General features: G+C 65.0%; 13 protein-coding genes. 7 read left to right on the forward strand and 6 right to left on the reverse strand.

The genetic code is table 11. The annotated features are described in order from the left end of the window. Positions 1 to 267: 267 nt before the first annotated feature. Both trhP and zwf read right to left on the reverse strand, forming a co-directional pair. Positions 268 to 1,593, reverse strand: coding sequence for a prephenate-dependent tRNA uridine(34) hydroxylase TrhP (gene trhP, locus ACFW0H_RS10660; RefSeq protein WP_422913872.1), 1,326 nt, complete (start codon positions 1,591 to 1,593; stop codon positions 268 to 270). A gap of 184 nt (positions 1,594 to 1,777) precedes the next feature. Next, on the reverse strand, positions 1,778 to 3,202 hold the full coding sequence (gene zwf / locus ACFW0H_RS10665; RefSeq protein WP_422914095.1) for a glucose-6-phosphate dehydrogenase: 1,425 nt from the start codon (positions 3,200 to 3,202) through the stop codon (positions 1,778 to 1,780). Positions 3,203 to 3,399: 197 nt separating this feature from the next. Here zwf and hexR point away from each other — a divergent pair, with 197 nt between their 5' ends. Then, positions 3,400 to 4,266, forward strand: coding sequence for a transcriptional regulator HexR (hexR, locus tag ACFW0H_RS10670; RefSeq protein WP_422913873.1), 867 nt, complete (start codon positions 3,400 to 3,402; stop codon positions 4,264 to 4,266). A gap of 166 nt (positions 4,267 to 4,432) precedes the next feature. Then, positions 4,433 to 4,654, forward strand: a complete 222-nt coding sequence (locus ACFW0H_RS10675; protein ID WP_422913874.1) for a PA3496 family putative envelope integrity protein — start codon at positions 4,433 to 4,435, stop codon at positions 4,652 to 4,654. Here the strand turns inward: ACFW0H_RS10675 and ACFW0H_RS10680 are convergent. Then, positions 4,596 to 5,558: a LysR family transcriptional regulator gene (locus ACFW0H_RS10680; protein WP_459077296.1), complete on the reverse strand. Its 963-nt coding sequence runs from the start codon at positions 5,556 to 5,558 to the stop codon at positions 4,596 to 4,598. The genes ACFW0H_RS10675 and ACFW0H_RS10680 overlap by 59 nt on opposite strands. 186 nt (positions 5,559 to 5,744) lie before the next feature. Here ACFW0H_RS10680 and ACFW0H_RS10685 point away from each other — a divergent pair, with 186 nt between their 5' ends. Then, positions 5,745 to 7,160 carry an acetyl-CoA carboxylase biotin carboxylase subunit gene (locus tag ACFW0H_RS10685; protein WP_422913875.1) on the forward strand — a complete coding sequence of 472 codons (1,416 nt, stop codon included), beginning with the start codon at positions 5,745 to 5,747 and terminating at the stop codon, positions 7,158 to 7,160. 16 nt (positions 7,161 to 7,176) lie between these two features. Continuing rightward, a complete protein-coding gene (oadA, locus tag ACFW0H_RS10690) occupies positions 7,177 to 8,982 on the forward strand; it encodes a sodium-extruding oxaloacetate decarboxylase subunit alpha (protein WP_422913876.1) in 1,806 nt (601 codons plus the stop codon). A gap of 204 nt (positions 8,983 to 9,186) precedes the next feature. On the opposite strand, the gene ACFW0H_RS10695 is transcribed toward oadA, so the two are convergent. Beyond that, positions 9,187 to 10,170, reverse strand: a complete 984-nt coding sequence (locus ACFW0H_RS10695; protein ID WP_422913877.1) for an asparaginase — start codon at positions 10,168 to 10,170, stop codon at positions 9,187 to 9,189. A gap of 96 nt (positions 10,171 to 10,266) precedes the next feature. Next, the gene (locus ACFW0H_RS10700) at positions 10,267 to 11,715 is read right to left on the reverse strand and encodes an alanine/glycine:cation symporter family protein (RefSeq protein WP_422913878.1); all 1,449 of its coding nucleotides are present in this window, start codon (positions 11,713 to 11,715) and stop codon (positions 10,267 to 10,269) included. Between the two features lie 178 nt (positions 11,716 to 11,893). Between ACFW0H_RS10700 and ACFW0H_RS10705 the strand changes: the two genes are divergently transcribed. Then, positions 11,894 to 12,712, forward strand: a complete 819-nt coding sequence (locus ACFW0H_RS10705) for a helix-turn-helix transcriptional regulator (RefSeq protein ID WP_422913879.1) — start codon at positions 11,894 to 11,896, stop codon at positions 12,710 to 12,712. 205 nt (positions 12,713 to 12,917) lie between these two features. On the opposite strand, the gene ACFW0H_RS10710 is transcribed toward ACFW0H_RS10705, so the two are convergent. Beyond that, the gene (locus ACFW0H_RS10710) at positions 12,918 to 13,916 is read right to left on the reverse strand and encodes an AraC family transcriptional regulator (protein WP_422913880.1); all 999 of its coding nucleotides are present in this window, start codon (positions 13,914 to 13,916) and stop codon (positions 12,918 to 12,920) included. Between the two features lie 324 nt (positions 13,917 to 14,240). Between ACFW0H_RS10710 and ACFW0H_RS10715 the strand changes: the two genes are divergently transcribed. Further along, a complete protein-coding gene (locus tag ACFW0H_RS10715) occupies positions 14,241 to 15,539 on the forward strand; it encodes a dicarboxylate/amino acid:cation symporter (protein WP_422913881.1) in 1,299 nt (432 codons plus the stop codon). Positions 15,540 to 15,837: 298 nt separating this feature from the next. Further along, the gene (locus tag ACFW0H_RS10720; RefSeq protein ID WP_422913882.1) at positions 15,838 to 16,977 is read left to right on the forward strand and encodes an acyl-CoA dehydrogenase family protein; all 1,140 of its coding nucleotides are present in this window, start codon (positions 15,838 to 15,840) and stop codon (positions 16,975 to 16,977) included. Positions 16,978 to 17,030 lie beyond the last annotated feature (53 nt).

Here is a 17,030-nt window from a genome sequence, read left to right on the forward strand (position 1 = left end):
GGCCGGAGCACTATCTACGTCGCAAGCTCGAGGCCTAAGGGTGGATACGGCTTCCTGACCCTCCCCCGATGATCAGTCGGGGACTATCGCTCTTTGAAAGGACGCTAGTCGAGATACAAGGGTGGATCGCGCTTTTCTGATCCACCAACGAGGCCCGGCATGACTCCGATGGTGGACCGGTGAAGCGTGGTCCACCCTACGGGACTCCGCATTGATGGGTATCGCTTCGCTCCACCCATCCTACAGGAGAGAATGCGAAGCGGTCCGTCAGGCGCTCGCGGCGGTGCGGCTGTTGCCGGTGCTGAACCAGCGCAGCAGCAGGGCGTTCTCCAGGGGCAGGTCCGCCGGCAGCGGCAGATAGAGAATGTGGCCATCCCCTGGGGCCACCACCTTGCGCTCACCGAAGCGGTTCTCCAGCGCCTCCAGGCGGAAGTCCAGGTTGCCCCGGGGCGTCATCAGCTGCACGCGGTCGCCCACCGCGAAGTGGTTCTTCACCCGCACTTCCGCCAGCCCCTGGCGTACGACTCCGGTCAGCTCGCCGACAAACTGCTGGCGCTCTGCGATGGAGTAGCCGTGTTCGTAGTTCTGGTACTCGTCATGCACGTGGCGGCGCAGGAAGCCCTCGGTGTAGCCGCGATTGGCCAGGGACTCTAGGTCGTCCATCAGGTCGCGGTCGAAGGGCCGCCCGGCGCGGGCGTCGTCGATGGCCTTGCGGTAGGCCTGGGCGGTGCGCGCCACGTAGAAGTGCGATTTGGTGCGGCCCTCGATCTTCAGCGAGTGCACCCCCATCCGCAGCAGCCGCTCGACATGGTGCACGGCACGCAGGTCCTTGGAGTTCATGATGTAGGTGCCGTGCTCGTCCTCCCAGGCGGACATCAGCTCGCCGGGGCGATTGGCCTCCTCCAGCAGGAACAGCCGCTCGCTCGGCGTGCCGCAGCCGAGGGTAGGCACCAACTGGCCCAGTTCGTCCTGCTGCGCGGGCGTGGCCCCGTACTGCCAGCGGCAGGCGTTGGTGCAGGTGCCCTGGTTGGGGTCGCGGTGGTTGAGGTAGCCCGACAGCAGGCAGCGCCCGGAATAGGCCATGCACAGGGCGCCATGGACGAAGACCTCCAGCTCCATGCCGGGTACCTCGCGGCGGATTTCGCCGATCTCCTCCAGGGACAGCTCGCGGGACAGGATCACCCGACTCAGCCCCTGCTGCCGCCAGAACTTCACGCTGGCCCAGTTCACCGCGTTGGCCTGCACCGACAGGTGGATGGGCATCTGCGGGAAATGCTCGCGAACCAGCATGATCAGCCCCGGATCGGACATGATCAGCGCATCCGGTCCCATGGCCACCACCGGTTCCAGGTCCTTGAGGAAGGTACGCAGCTTGGCGTTGTGCGGGGCGATGTTCACCACCACGTAGAAGCGCTTGCCGGCGGCGTGGGCCTCCTTGATGCCGAGGGCCAGGTTGGCGTGATCGAATTCATTGTTGCGCACCCGCAGGCTGTAGCGCGGCTGGCCGGCATAGACGGCATCGGCACCGTAGGCGAAGGCATAGCGCATGGCCTTGAGGGTACCGGCGGGGGAGAGCAGTTCGGGGCTGTGCATGGCGCGGCTCGCGGTGGGTGGGCGACGGACGCGCGATTCTAGGGAGGAGGCGGATGCGCTTTATTGCTCCAGAGCAATGGGCACGCCTCCCCACGGTGGAAATCCGCCACGCGGATTTCCACCCTACGCAGGTATGGGGATCATGTAGGGTGGAAAGCGCTTTTCTTTCCACCGTCGGGGCCTATCAGTCGTGCCAGGCCCGTCCGTGCAGCTCCAGCAGGCTGTGGGCCTGCTCCGGGCCGGTGGAGCCGGCGGGGTAGGGGCGCGGGCTCTGGTAATGCTCGTGCCAGCCGGCAAGGATCGGGTCCACCCAGCGCCAGGCGGCTTCCACCTCGTCGCGGCGCATGAACAGGGTGGAGTCGCCTTCGATCACGTCCAGCAGCAGGCGTTCGTAGGCATCCCAGCGGCGCTGATGGCTGAAGGCCTTGGCCAGGTTGAGATCCAGTTCCACCGGTTCGAGGTTCATGCCCTTGCCTGGGCTCTTGGCCATCAGCTGCAGGCTGATGCGCTCCTCCGGCTGCAGGCGGATCAGCAGGCGGTTGGCCTCGCCGTCGACGAACAGGCGGTGGGGCACCGGCTTGAACTGGATGACGATCTCCGAGTACTTGCGCGCCAGGCGCTTGCCGGTGCGCAGGTAGAAGGGCACCCCGGCCCAGCGCCAGTTGTCAATCTCTGCCTGGACGGCGACGAAGGTTTCGGTGTCGCTGTCGTTGTCCACGTTCTTCTCGAAGTAGTAGGCCGGCACGTCCTGGCCGCCGATCTTTCCGGCGCTGTACTGGCCGCGCACCGTCTTGTCGCGCACGTCCTGTCCGGAAATGGGTTTCAGGGCTTCGAGAATCTTCACCTTCTCATTGCGCACCGCCTCGGCATCGAAGCGCACCGGCGCCTCCATGGCCACCAGGCAGAGCAGCTGCAGCAGGTGGTTCTGCACCATGTCGCGCATGGCGCCGGAGCGGTCGTAGTAGGCGCCACGGTTCTCCACGCCCAGGGTCTCGCAGACGCTGATCTGCACATGGTCGACGTGTCCGGCGCGCCAGATCGGCTCGAACAGTCCGTTGGCGAAGCGCAGGGCCATAAGGTTCTGCACGGTTTCCTTGCCCAGGTAGTGGTCGATGCGGAACACCTGGGATTCGTCGAAGACCCGGCCGATGGCGGCATTGATCGCCTGGGCCGATTCCAGCGAATGGCCGATGGGCTTCTCCAGCACGATGCGTGAATGCGGGCCCGCCAGTCCGGCGATGGCCAGGTGCGCGGCGATGTCCTCGAACAGATCCGGCGCGGTGGCCAGGTAGTGCACCCGCCCACAGTCCGGCGCCGGCCCGAGGTGGCGGGCGAGGCGGCCGAAGTCGGCGCTCTGGGACACGTCCATGGCGAAGTAGTCCAGGCGTTCGGAGAAACCGCGCCAGGCCTCGCTGGTGAAGTCGGCGCGGGCCACCTGGGCCCGGCAGCGGCGCTCGGCGAGGGCGCGGTAGCCATCGCGGTCGAGGGTGTTGCGGGCCAGGGCGAGGATGCGCATCTTCGGATGCAGGCGCCCCTCGCGGTGCAGGTGGTAGAGGGCCGGGAGCAGCTTGTGCAGGGCGAGATCGCCGGTACCGCCGAAGACAAGCATGTCGCAGGAGCTGGTCAAGGATTCGCTCTCCCTTCCTTGCAGTCTGGTAAAGGTTGGTTCAACTGGGCGGAAAAGCGGCTCATGTAGTATAACTACAAGATCACTACAGCCTGGTTTTCCCGATCATAACCGACTCAGGTCCGGTCGCATGATGGAAGAATCCGGCGCAAACCCCCTTTCCAGACAGAGCCTGCCCTGTGAATCTGCTGCAACATATCGCCCAGTCGCGCCATCTGCTACGCAAGTCGGAACTGAAAGTCGCCGACCACGTCCTGCTCGATCCCGCCGCGGTCATGCACAGCTCCATGGCCGATCTGGCCCAGGGGGTCGGCGTCAGCGAGCCCACCATCGTCCGATTCTGCCGCGCCATCGGCTGCGGCGGCTTCCAGGACCTCAAGCTGAAGCTGGCGCAGAGCCTGGCTGCAGGCGCCAGCTTCGGCCAGTTCGCGATACACGAGGACGACTCGGTAGCGGACTTCAGCCTGAAGATCTTCGACACCACCCTGCACACCCTGATGGAAGTGCGCGAGAAGCTCGATCCGGAAGCCCTGCAGCGCGCCATTGGCGCCTGCGCCCACGCCCAGCGCGTGGAGTTCTACGGCTTCGGCGCATCAGGCGCGGTGGCGGCCGACGCCCAGCACAAGTTCTTCCGCCTGCTGCTCACCGCGGCGGCGTATTCCGACCCGCACATGCAGGCGATGTCGGCGGTGACGCTCAAGCCCTCCGACGTCGCCATCTGCATTTCCCAGTCGGGTCGTTCCAAGGACCTTCTGATCACCGCCAATCTGGTGCGCGAGGCCGGCGCCACCCTGATCACCCTCTGCCCGAGCCAGACGCCGTTGGCGGACCTGGCCACGGTGAATCTGGCCATCGACGTGCAGGAAGACACCGAGATCTACACCCCGCTGACCTCGCGTATCGCCCACCTGGTGGTCATCGACGTGCTGGCCATGGGCGTGGCCATGGCGCGTGGCCCGAGCCTGGTCAACCACCTCAAGAGCGTGAAGCGCAGCCTGCGCAGCCTGCGACTGTCGCCGAAGTCGGTGAAGGCGGCCGAGGACTGAACCCGCCGGCCACCCTCCTGCAAGAAATCCTCAGGCCTGCCGCGTCCGCGCGTGGGCGCGACAGCCTGACACCCCGTCTTCACCACAGATTCACCGCGTTGCCGCGAAAGCGTCATAGGCCTGGGAGATGCTCCGCCTACCGGACCCCACCCCAGGGAGAGATGCCATGCAACGCTTTCACGATGAACCGACCCATCTGGACAGCAAGACCCGGCGCAAACTGGAGGACCAGCGGCGTATGCAATTCCGCCGCGCCATCGAAGACCGGGTCGAGCAGCGCCGCCTGCAGGTGGAGTGTTCGGACTATCCCTACCCTGAATTGATCGCGGTTAACTACCTGTTGTCGTCAAAGGCAGCGCACCGGAAAATCGGTGGGAAAGTGCGCTGATCTGCGCGCGTTCTTCGCGGATAAAGGCTAGAAACGCCTGGGCGACCGGCGACAGCCGCTTGCCCTTGGCGTGCACCGCGCACCAGCTCCGGTAGAGCGGCAATTCTTCCACCGGCAGCTCGCGCAACAGGCCCGTGGCCAGTTCCAGACTCACCGCATGGCGCGGAATCAGGGCTATCCCCAAGTCCGCCACCACGCATTCCTTCTGCGCGTCCAGCGAGGCCACTTCCATGGTCTGGGCGAAGTGCGCGCGCTTCTGCTGGAAGTATTCCTCGCAAGCCTTGCGGGTGCCGGAGCCGGCCTCGCGCACCAGCAGCGTGTAGGGCTCCAGGTCCTTCAGGGTGAGCTTGGCGACATTGCTCAGGGGGTGGCCGGGGGGCGCCACGGCGACTATCGGGTTGTTCAGGAAGGGCAGGAACTCCAGCGCCATGTCCTGGGGCACCAGGGACATGATCACCAGGTCGTCGCGGTTGTCGGAGAGGCGCTTGATCACCTGGGCGCGGTTGGTCACCACCAGGTGCAGGCTGACGTCCGGGTGCTGTTCGCGGAAGGCGGCGAAAAGGTGCGGAACGAAGTACTTGGCACTGGACTCTACCGCCAGGTTGAGCTGGCCCTGCAGCGAGCCCTGGAGATCGGAGAGCTGCATGTCGAGGCTGGCCAGGCGCTGGAAGATGTCGTTGCTGGCGCGCATCAGCGCCTCGGCGGCGTCGGTCACGTAGAGCTTCTTGCCGACGTACTCGAACAGCGGCTGGCCCACCAGCTCTTCGAGCTGGCGGATCTGCAGGCTGACGGCCGGTTGGGTCAGTGCCATTTCCTCGGCGGCGCGGCTGTACGAGCGGCTTTCGAAGACCGCACGGAATACCTGGAGCTGGCGCAGGGTCATGCGCAGCAGGGTCTTGCGCATCGGTTTGGGCCTCACGGGACGGGGCAGGTGGCTGACTATAAGCTGATCCTAATGGATATCCCAATAATTATTGATTGGGGTTATTCCCGATCGCGGCGTAGGGTAATGACGCGACCGCAACACGATCAGCGGTCACTCAACGACCGGCCCAGCCGTTCGCCTGTTCACTTGGTCGAGGGAAAACTCGTGATCAAGAAAATCCTGATCGCCAACCGTGGTGAGATTGCCGTCCGCATCGTGCGCGCCTGCGCCGAGATGGGCATCCGCTCGGTGGCCATCTACTCCGATGCCGACCGGCACGCCCTGCACGTCAAACGCGCCGACGAAGCCCACAGCATCGGCGACGATCCCCTGGCCGGCTACCTGAACCCGCGCAAACTGGTGAACCTGGCGGTCGAGACCGGCTGCGATGCCCTGCACCCGGGCTATGGTTTCCTCTCCGAGAACGCCGAGCTGGCGGAAATCTGCGCCGAGCGCGGGATCAAGTTCATCGGCCCAAGCGCCGAAGTGATCCGCCGCATGGGCGACAAGACCGAAGCCCGCCGCAGCATGATCAAGGCCGGCGTGCCGGTCACCCCCGGTACCGAAGGCAACGTCGCCGACCTGGAAGAAGCCCTGCGCGAAGGCGAGCGCATCGGCTACCCGGTGATGCTCAAGGCCACCTCCGGCGGTGGCGGTCGCGGCATCCGTCGCTGCAACAGCCGCGAAGAACTGGAACAGGCGTATCCCCGCGTGATCTCCGAGGCCACCAAGGCCTTCGGCTCGGCGGAAGTCTTCCTCGAGAAGTGCATCGTCAATCCGAAGCACATCGAGGCGCAGATCCTCGCTGACTCCTTCGGCAACACCGTGCATCTGTTCGAGCGCGACTGCTCGATCCAGCGCCGTAACCAGAAACTCATCGAGATCGCCCCGAGCCCGCAGCTCACCCCCGAGCAGCGTGCCTACATCGGCGACCTCGCCGTGCGCGCGGCCAAGGCCGTGGGCTACGAGAACGCCGGTACCGTGGAGTTCCTGCTCGCCGAGGGCGAGGTGTACTTCATGGAGATGAACACCCGGGTTCAGGTGGAACACACCATCACCGAGGAAATCACCGGGATCGACATCGTCCGCGAGCAGATCCGCATCGCCTCCGGCCTGGAGCTGTCGGTCAAGCAGGACGACATCATCCACCGCGGCTTCGCCCTGCAGTTCCGCATCAACGCCGAGGACCCGAAGAACAACTTCCTGCCGTCCTTCGGCAAGATCACCCGCTACTACGCCCCTGGCGGCCCCGGCGTGCGCACCGACACCGCGATCTACACCGGCTACACCATCCCGCCGTACTACGACTCCATGTGCCTGAAGCTGATCGTCTGGGCACTGACCTGGGAAGAGGCCCTGGACCGTGGCCTGCGCGCCCTCGACGACATGCGCGTGCAAGGCGTGCGGACCACCGCGCCCTATTACCAGGAAATCCTGCGCAATCCCGAGTTCCGTAGCGCCGAGTTCAACACCAGCTTCGTGGAAAGCCACCCGGAACTGACCCAGTACTCGATCAAGCGCAACCCGTCGCACCTGGCCATCGCCATCGCCACCGCCATCGCCGCCCACGCCGGCCTGTAGGGGAAGGATTCAGAACATGAGCAAGAAGATCACCGTCACCGATACCATCCTGCGCGACGCGCACCAGTCCCTGCTGGCCACCCGCATGCGCCTGGAAGACATGCTGCCGATCTGCGACAAGCTCGACAAAGTCGGCTACTGGTCGCTGGAAGTCTGGGGCGGCGCCACCTTCGACTCCTGCGTGCGCTTCCTCAAGGAAGACCCGTGGGAGCGCCTGCGCAAGCTCAAGGCCGCGCTGCCCAACACCCGCCTGCAGATGCTTCTGCGTGGCCAGAACCTGCTCGGCTACCGCCACTACAGCGACGACGTGGTGCGTGCCTTCGTCGCCAAGGCGGCGGTCAACGGCATCGACGTCTTCCGCATCTTCGACGCGATGAACGACGTGCGTAACCTGCGTGTCTCCATCGAGGCGGTGAAGGCCGCCGGCAAGCACGCCCAGGGCACCATCTGCTACACCACCAGCCCGGTGCACACCATCGAGGCCTTCGTGAAGCAGGCCAAGGAAATGGCCGCCTTGGGCGTGGACTCCATCGCCATCAAGGACATGGCCGGCCTGCTGACCCCGTTCGCCACCGGCGAACTGGTGAAGGCGCTGAAGGCTGAACTGAGCCTGCCGGTGTTCATCCACTCCCACGACACCGCTGGCGTGGCGAGCATGTGCCAGCTCAAGGCCATCGAGAACGGCGCCGACAACATCGACACCGCCATCTCCAGCATGGCCTGGGGCACCAGCCACCCGGGCACCGAGTCCATGGTCGCCGCCCTGCGTGGCACCGAGTACGACACCGGCCTGGACCTGGAGCTGATCCAGGAGATCGGCGTCTACTTCTACGCCGTGCGCAAGAAGTACCACCAGTTCGAGAGCGACTTCACCGGTGTCGACACCCGCGTACAGGTCAACCAGGTGCCGGGTGGCATGATTTCCAACCTGGCCAACCAGCTCAAGGAGCAGGGTGCGCTCAACCGCATGAATGAAGTGCTGGAAGAGATCCCGCGCGTGCGCGCCGACCTGGGCTTCCCGCCCCTGGTGACCCCGACCTCGCAGATCGTCGGTACCCAGGCGTTCTTCAACGTGCTGGCCGGCGAGCGCTACAAGACCATCACCAACGAAGTGAAGCTCTACCTGCAAGGCCGCTACGGCAAGGCAGCGGGCCAGATCAACGAAGCGCTGCGTCGCCAGGCCATCGGCAACGAAGAGGTGATCGACGTGCGCCCGGCCGACCTGATCAAGCCCGAGCTGGACAAGCTGCGCGCCGACATCGGCAGCCTGGCCAAGTCCGAGGAAGACGTGCTGACCTTCGCCATGTTCCCGGACATCGGCCGCAAGTTCCTCGAAGAGCGCGCCGCTGGCACGCTGAAGCCGGAAGAACTGCTGCCGATTCCGACCGGTAACGGCGCGGCCCCGGTCGGTGGCCAAGGCACCCCGACCGAGTTCGTGGTGGACGTGCACGGCGAGAGCTACCGCATCGACATCACCGGCGTGGGAGTGAAGAGCGACGGCAAGCGTCACTTCTACCTGGCCATCGACGGCATGCCGGAAGAAGTGGTGTTCGAACCGCTCAACGAGTTCATCGGCGGCAGCGGCAGCAAGCGCAAGAGCGCCAGCGCCCCGGGCGATGTCAGCACCACCATGCCGGGCAATATCGTCGACGTGCTGGTGAAGGAAGGCGACCAGGTGAAAGCCGGCCAGGCCGTGCTGATCACCGAGGCGATGAAGATGGAAACCGAGGTCCAGGCGCCCATTGCCGGTACCGTCAAGGCCATTCACGTGGCCAAGGGCGACCGCGTGAACCCGGGCGAGGTCCTGATCGAAATCGCCTGATTGCTCCGGCGATAGTCCCCTGGGGGAGCCGCAAGGCTCCCCTTTTTTATGCCGGCTCGATTTGCAGGTGTAGGGGCGAATTTATTCGCCAAGCAGGCCGAAGGCCTGCCTTTCGGGTTCCCAAGGGGGCCGCTTCGCGACCCTTGGCGAATGAATTCGCCCCTACAAGAAAAAGCGCCCGCCGGATAGTGGGTGGCAGCAGGATCAGTCCACGAGCTCCCCGCACAGGTCCACCGCGAACCACTGCTCCGCCTCTTCCTGCCGGAGTCCGGCGCCGAGCAGGGCGAAGAGCTTGCCCAGGGCCGCCTCGCGGGTCATGCCGCCGGCGGGCACCAGGCCGGTGGCGAGCAGTTGGCTGCCAGCGGCGTAGACACCGGCCTGCACATGCCCGGCCGGGCACTGGCTGGTGGCAGCCAGCACCACGCCGCGCTGGTGGGCGGTGCGCAGGGTGTCCAGCAGGGCTTTGTCATCCGAGGGGCCGGTGCCGCTGCCGTAGCATTCCAGCACCAGCGCCTGCACGCCGCTGTCGAGCAGGGCTTGGACATGGCTGGCCTGAATTCCGGGGAAGAGCGGCAGCACGGCGAGGTTCACCGGTTGGCGCGTAGTGCGGTAATCGAGGCCGGCCGCAATGGTCGCGGCACGTTCGCCCTCGCGCAGGCGCGGCAGTTCGGCGAAGGCATCGAAGGCCTCCGAGCGCAGCTTGCTGGCGCGGGCGCCATGCAGCAGTTGGTCATTGAAGAAGAGGTGCACGCCGGGCGCGACGCCGCCTTGCAGCGCATCGATGGCGCCCAGCAGGTTCGGCCAGGCATCGCTGCCTTCGCTTCCGGCCGGCAGCATGGCGCCGGTCAGGACCACGGGCACCGGCAGGCCGAGCAGCAGGAAGCCCAGGGCTGCCGCGCTGTAGGCCAGGGTGTCGGTGCCGTGCAGCAGCAGCACGCCGTCATGGCCGCGTTCCACTGCCTCGACTATGGCGTCGCGCATGGCCAGCCAGTTGGCCTGGCGCATGTTGGCGCTATCGATCAGTGGCAGGAGCTCCTCGAAGTGCCAATCCAGTGCCATTGCCCGGCTCGCCAGCTGCTCGCGCATGCGTGACTCGAAGCCGCTGGCCGGGGCCAGGCCTTCCGGGGTCTGCAGCATGCCGATGGTGCCGCCGGTGTAGAGCACGAAGAGGTTCTTCACAGCATTCATGGTGCGCATCACATAAGAAAGTCAGGGTGCAGAAACGACGGTGCCGCTCCCCGCGTCAGCGGAGGGAGCGGCACCAGGTACTACCGGAACCCGCGATCAGCGGTGGCTTTGCGCCAGGCCGTGGGAGACGGTGACGGTGGGCGCATCGGCTGCCGGGTTGGCCGGCCAGGCGTCGCGGTCCAGGTTCAGGTCGGCGAACTTGGCCGAGTCGAACACCGGTTGGTCGATGCCGGCCTTGCGCTGCTCGTCGTAGTCGCCCATCACCCGCAGGCCGACCTTGATCAGCAGGGCCAGGGCCACCAGGTTGACGAAGGCCAGGCAGGTCATGGTGATGTCGGCGAAGGCGAACACGGTGCCCAGGTTCTGCATGGAGCCCCAGCAGATCAGCGCCAGCACCAGGCCACGGTAGCCCAGCAGGGCGGCACGGCTGCGGCCGACGAGGAACTGCAGGGCGTTCTCGCCGAGGTAGTAGTTGTAGAGGATGCAGGTGAAGACGAACAGGCTCAGCGCCACGCTGACGAAGATCCGGCCCCAATCGCCCACTACAGCGGCGAGGGAGTTCTGGGTCAGGACGATGCCGTCACCTTCGAAGCCCGGGGTGTAGAAGCCGGAGAGCAGGATCAGCAACGCGGTGCAGGTGCAGATCACGAAGGTGTCGAGGAACACGCTGAAGGCCTGCACCACGCCCTGCGCGGCCGGGTGCTTGACGGCGGCCACGGCGGCCACGTTGGGCGCGCTGCCCAGGCCTGCTTCGTTGGCGAACACGCCGCGCTTCACGCCCATCACGATGGCGCTGCCGAGCAGGCCGGCGAAGGCGGGCTCGAGGCCGAAGGCGCTCTTCACGATGGTCACCAGCATGCCGGGCACCAGCTCGATCTGGGTGAAAATCACGTAGAGGGTCACGCCGATGTAGACCAGGGTCTTGACCGGTACCAGCAGGTCCGACACCGAGGCGATGCGCTTGATGCCGCCGATGAATACCAGGCCCAGCAGCACGGCCAGGCCGATGCCGGTGTACTGCACCGGGAGGCCGAAGGCGTTCTCCAGGGAGTGGGTCACGGTGAAGGACTGCAGGCCGTTGAAGGCGAAGCCGTAGGTCACCAGCAGCAGGACGGCGAAGACCATGGCCATCCAGCGCAGCTTCAGGCCGTGCTCGATGTAGTAGGCCGGGCCGCCGCGGTACAGGCCGTCGCCGTCGGCGCGCTTGTAGACCTGGGCCAGGGTGCACTCGAAGAAGCTGCTGGACATGCCGACCAGGGCGGTCACCCACATCCAGAACACCGCACCCGGGCCACCCAGGGTCACGGCAATGCCCACACCGGCGATGTTGCCGGCGCCGACGCGGCCGGCGAGGCTCAGCATCAGGGCCTGGAAGGAGCTCAGCTGGCCAGCCTGGCCACGGATGGATTCCTTGAACACGCCGAACATGTGGCCGAAATGGCGGAACTGGACGAAGCGGGAGCGGAGGGTGAAATAGGTGCCGAGCCCGACGATGAGCACGATGAGCACTTTCCCCGAGAGGAAATCGTTGATCACTTCAAGCATGAGTGAGACCTCGATTCTTATTTTGTTCGCGTGATGGACGAACGGCTTCGAGCGGGCAGGGCTCGGCCGTGGCGCGCAGGGTGGGGGAACAGGGCGCGGATAACAATTTCGCGGGTTGCACCTAGGTGGCGCTACTTGGCGCTATAATCGCGCCACTAGCATCACGCAGGGCGGTGGCATGGCAGAGTATCTCGGCAACAATCTCAAGCTGCTTTGCGGCCACTACCGCTCTATCGCGGAGGTCTGCCGCAAGCTTTCGATCAATCGCGCCCAGTTCAACAAGTACCTGAACGGCCAGAGCCGACCGACCGCCTACAACCTCAAGCGCATCTGTGATTTCTTCGGCGTCGAGGATTACGAGATCCGCCTGCCGCCGGAGCAGTTCGCCCGCCTGCTGGGAACCCGCGCACCGGACCAGATAGACGGTGTTCGCAGCGACCCGCTGCTGGAACTGCTCGCCCCCTTGCGCGAGCAGTCCGTCAGTCTGTCGCGCTATTGCGGCTTCTATTTCGAGTACTCCAACTGCATGTCGGTACCCGGCACCGTCCTGCTGTCCCTGGTGCGATTGTGGGAGGAAGACGGCAATTTCTTCCTGGAGCGCCAGGAGCGCCAGGAACGTTCCAGCAGCACCAACGTCGAGGCCGAGGACTGGGTGCGCTGCTGCTACCGGGGGGTGGCCTTCCAGCTGCAGGACCGCTTGTTCCTGGTGGACTACGAATCGCTCACCCTCAACGAGATGAGCCAGACCATCCTCATTCCCAGCTACAAGAGTCGCATCACCCGCCTCAATGGCCTGAAGACCGGCGTTTCCAGCGGTGACCGGCGCAACCCCGCTTGCACGCGGGTGGTCTGGGAGTACCTGGGCCCGGAGATCAACCGCGTCGCCGCCTACCGCCAGGTGCGGCTCTACCGCCCGGACGACCCACGCATCGACGACGACGTGCGCCAGCGCCTGAATGTGGCGCCGCTGAAGAATGGACTGTTCGAGATCGAGTGAAGGGTTGGGCAGGCCTGCGGCCTGCTTGGCGAATGAATTCGCCCCTACAGGAGCTGCCCTGCCGTTGTAGGGGCGAATTCATTCGCCAAGCAGACCGCAGGTCTGCCCTGCAAGCCTGAAGGGGGCAGCTGCGCTGCCCTTGGCGAATGAATTCGCCCCTACAAGTTCATTCTCCCCTTATGGTGTTCTCCCATGCCGGGACCGATCAGGCCTCCTGCGCCCGATACGCCCCCGGGGTCAGCCCTGTCCACTTCTTGAACGCCCGATGGAAGGCCGAGGGCTCGGAGAAACCGAGCTGCTCGGCGATGTCCTGGATCGACAGCTCGTCCCGTCCCAGGTGGTAGATGGCCAGGTCGCGGCGCAGATGATCCTTCAGTTCCTGGAAGCTCGAACCTTCTTCCCGCAGATGCCGGCGCAGGGTCTGCGGGCTGATGTGCAGTTGCTGCGCCACGGTTTCCAGGTCCGGCCAGGTGCGGCAGTCGCGCCCGAGCAGGCGGCGGATCTGGCTGGTCAGGCTGTCGCCGCCATCGGGGCGGGCCAGCAGGTCGGCCGGGGAATCTTCGAGGAAGTGCTTGAGGGTGCGCTCGTCCTGCAGCAGCGGCATGGCCAGGTAGCGGGCGTGGAAGCGCAGTCCGGTACGGGGCGCGTTGAAACGGCGGGCGGTGGGGAAGAGCAGTTCGTACTCGCTGGCGTGGGTCGGTTCCGCGTAGTCGAAGGTGGCTTCCTCCAGGCGGATGCGCTGGCCGATCAGCCAGCTGCCCAGGCGGTGCCAGATCATCAGCAGGCTTTCCACCAGGAAATGGTCGGGGTCCAGGAGTGCGGAGTCATTCAGCGTCAGCATGACGAAATCGCCGTCCCGTTCCAGTCGGATATCCGGTGGGTAGGGGAACAACCCATAGAAGAGGGCGCCCCGCGTCAGGGCCTTTTCCAGGGTGCGGCAGTGGATGATGGCGTGGCACATCATGGCGAAGGTGCCGCGCTTGCTGGGTTGCCGGGCCAGCCCCATGAATTCGTCGTCCAGGGTTTCCCAGATCAGCTGCATGAGCCGCGCGAACTGCTCCGGGGCGACCCGGGCCCGGGGCTCTTCCAGCAGCGCCGGCTGGATCCCGGCGCCTCGCAGCAGGGCCCCGCAATCCACGCCATTGCGTACGGCGCCACGCAGGGCGGCCCGGACGAAATGACTGGCGATGGTGCGTTCGCGCATGGGCTCTGATCCGTGGTCGGGGAGGCCGATGGTAGGGCGGCGATTGTGGCGGCCACAAGGGCGCAAGTGGCGGAAATCCCCCTGGGGGCGTGGCGGAAATCCGCCCGAGCAGGGATGAAAGGCAAGCCTGCTATCTATTTAAGTGTTTGAAAAATAAGGATTTATTTGATTTTTATGACTTGGCACAGCGACTGCTATAGGAACAGTGCCGTCCATTCGACTGGATCGCACAACAACAAAAGTCTCCCGGAAAGGGAGATATGTCGATCACGGTGACGCCGGACCTTACGGAACAGGTCGGGATCACTAGAAAGGAACACTGCCATGTCCCGCCAACCGTTCTACAAGAGCTTGTACGTCCAGGTCATTGTCGCCATCGCCATCGGCATCCTCCTGGGCCACTTCTATCCGGAAACCGGCGTCGCGCTCAAACCCCTGGGTGATGGCTTCGTCAAACTGATCAAGATGGCGATCGCGCCCATCATCTTCTGCACCGTGGTCAGTGGCATCGCTGGCATGCAGGACATGAAGGCAGTGGGCAAGACCGGCGGCTACGCGCTGGCTTACTTCGAAATCGTCTCCACCGTGGCCCTGATCATCGGCCTGGTGGTGGTCAACATCGTCCAGCCGGGCGTCGGCATGCATGTCGACCCGTCCACTCTGGACACCAAGGGCATCGCCGCCTTTGCCGCCGCCGGCGAGCAGCAGAGCACCATCGCCTTCCTGCTCAACGTGATCCCCAGCACCATCGTTGGCGCCTTCGCCACTGGCGACATCCTGCAGGTACTGTTCTTCTCCGTGATCTTCGCTTTCGCCCTGCAGCGCATGGGTGACTACGGCAAGCCGGTGCTGGAGTTCATCGACCGCATCGCCCATGTGATGTTCGGCATCATCAACATGATCATGAAGGTCGCCCCCATCGGTGCCTTCGGCGCCATGGCCTTCACCATCGGCCAGTATGGCGTCGGCTCGCTGGTGCAGCTCGGCCAGCTGATGCTGTGCTTCTACATCACCTGCGTGTTCTTCATCCTCGTGGTCCTGGGCGGCATCGCCCGTGCCCACGGCTTCAGCATCCTGCGCTTCATCCGCTACATCCGCGAAGAGCTGCTGATCGTGCTCGGCACTTCCTCTTCCGAGTCGGCCCTGCCGCGCATGCTGAACAAGATGGAAAAGCTGGGCGCGAACAAGTCCGTGGTCGGCCTGGTCATCCCCACCGGCTACTCCTTCAACCTGGACGGCACCTCCATCTACCTGACCATGGCCGCGGTGTTCATCGCCCAGGCCACTGACACCCCGATGGATATCACCCACCAGCTGACCCTGCTGGCCGTACTGCTGGTCGCCTCCAAGGGCGCTGCTGGCGTCACCGGCTCCGGCTTCATCGTGCTGGCCGCCACCCTGTCCGCCGTCGGCACCCTGCCGGTCGCCGGCCTGGCGCTGATCCTCGGCATCGACCGCTTCATGTCCGAGGCCCGCGCCCTGACCAACCTCATCGGCAACGGTGTGGCCACCATCGTCGTCGCCAAGTGGTGCAAGCAGCTGGACGAGAGCACCCTGCAGAGCGAACTGGCTTCTGGTGGCAAATCCGCCGAGCAGCCTGCAGCTCCGCAGACGGCTGCCTGATCGACTAAAGCGTTCTCCTCCTGCTGAGGAGGATTTCTCAAGCCCGGCCCCCGTAGCCGGGCTTTTTTTGTCCGCGATTTCCCCCCTGTAGGAGCGAATTCATTCGCGAAGCGGACCGAAGGGCCGCCCATGGCTCCCAGTGGAGGCCACCATCCCTCACCCCAACCCTTCTCCCGGAGGGAGAGGGGCTTTTCAGCCCTGACCGATTGCGTCAATTCCCCTGAGCGCTCGCGTCATTGAGGGCGTGCGGCGCTGGCGCCTAACCTGCGGCACGACTTCGGCCCAGGGAGGCAACGCGATGCAGCGCATTCATTTCGAGACCGAGCACAACCTGTTTCGCGAGGCCTTCCGCGCCTTCCTGCAGAAGGAGGTGGTGCCGCACCAGGAAGCGTGGGAGGACGCCGGGGTGGTCGACCGAAGCGTCTGGAAGACGGCGGGTGACATGGGCTTCCTGCTGCCCTGGGCGGACGAGGCGTACGGTGGCGCCGGGCTCAAGGACTTCCGCTACGAACAGATCATGGCCGAGGAACTGGCCTACATAAACGAGCCGGGCTTCATGATCCCGCTGCATTCCGCCCTCTGCGGCCCCTATATCGCCGAGTACGGCAACGCCGAGCAGAAGGCGCGCTTGCTGCCGGGGATCATCCGTGGCGAGACCATCCTCGCCGTGGCCATGACCGAGCCTTCGGCAGGGTCCGACCTCGCGGGCATGCGCACCACGGCGGTGGACAAGGGCGATCATTTCCTGCTCAACGGCTCCAAGGTGTTCATCTCCAACGGCCTGCTGGCGGACGTGGTGATAGTTGCCGCCAAGACGGACCCATCGAACAAGCACGCCATGGGCCTGTTCCTGGTGGAGCGGGGCATGGAGGGCTTCGAACGCGGGCGCAATCTGAAGAAGCTGGGCATGAAGAGCCAGGACACCGCCGAGCTGTTCTTCAATAACGTCAAGGTGCCGAAGGAAAATCTGCTGGGCGATGCCAAGGGCGGCTTCTTCTACCTGATGAACATGCTCGCCCAGGAGCGCCTGACCAATGCCTGCGGCGCGGTGGCTGGGGCTGAGGCGGCGCTGCGGACCACTATCGATTACGTGAAGGAGCGCAAGGCCTTCGACCGGCCGGTGGTGCAGTTCCAGAACACCCGCTTCAAGCTGGCCGAGATGCGTACCCAGATCGACGTGGCCCAGGTCTTCACCGACCGCTGCGTGATGGACCACAACCAGAAGCAGCTCACCCCGGAGGTTGCGGCCGAGGCCAAGCTGTTCACCACCGAACTGCTGGGCAGGGTGGTGGACGAGGGCGTGCAGCTGCACGGTGGCTGGGGCTACATGTGGGAATACCCCATCTGCAAGATGTACGCGAACGCGCGCATCCAGCGTATCTTCGCCGGCACCTCGGAGATCATGAAAGAGATCATCAGCCGTGGGATGAAGCTCTGAGGCCATTGCCAGCCACCTGATGGTGGATCGATGAAGCGTGATCCACCCTACGC

It is taken from the genome of Metapseudomonas cellulosilytica, from assembly GCF_049334135.1.
GTDB lineage: Bacteria > Pseudomonadota > Gammaproteobacteria > Pseudomonadales > Pseudomonadaceae > Metapseudomonas.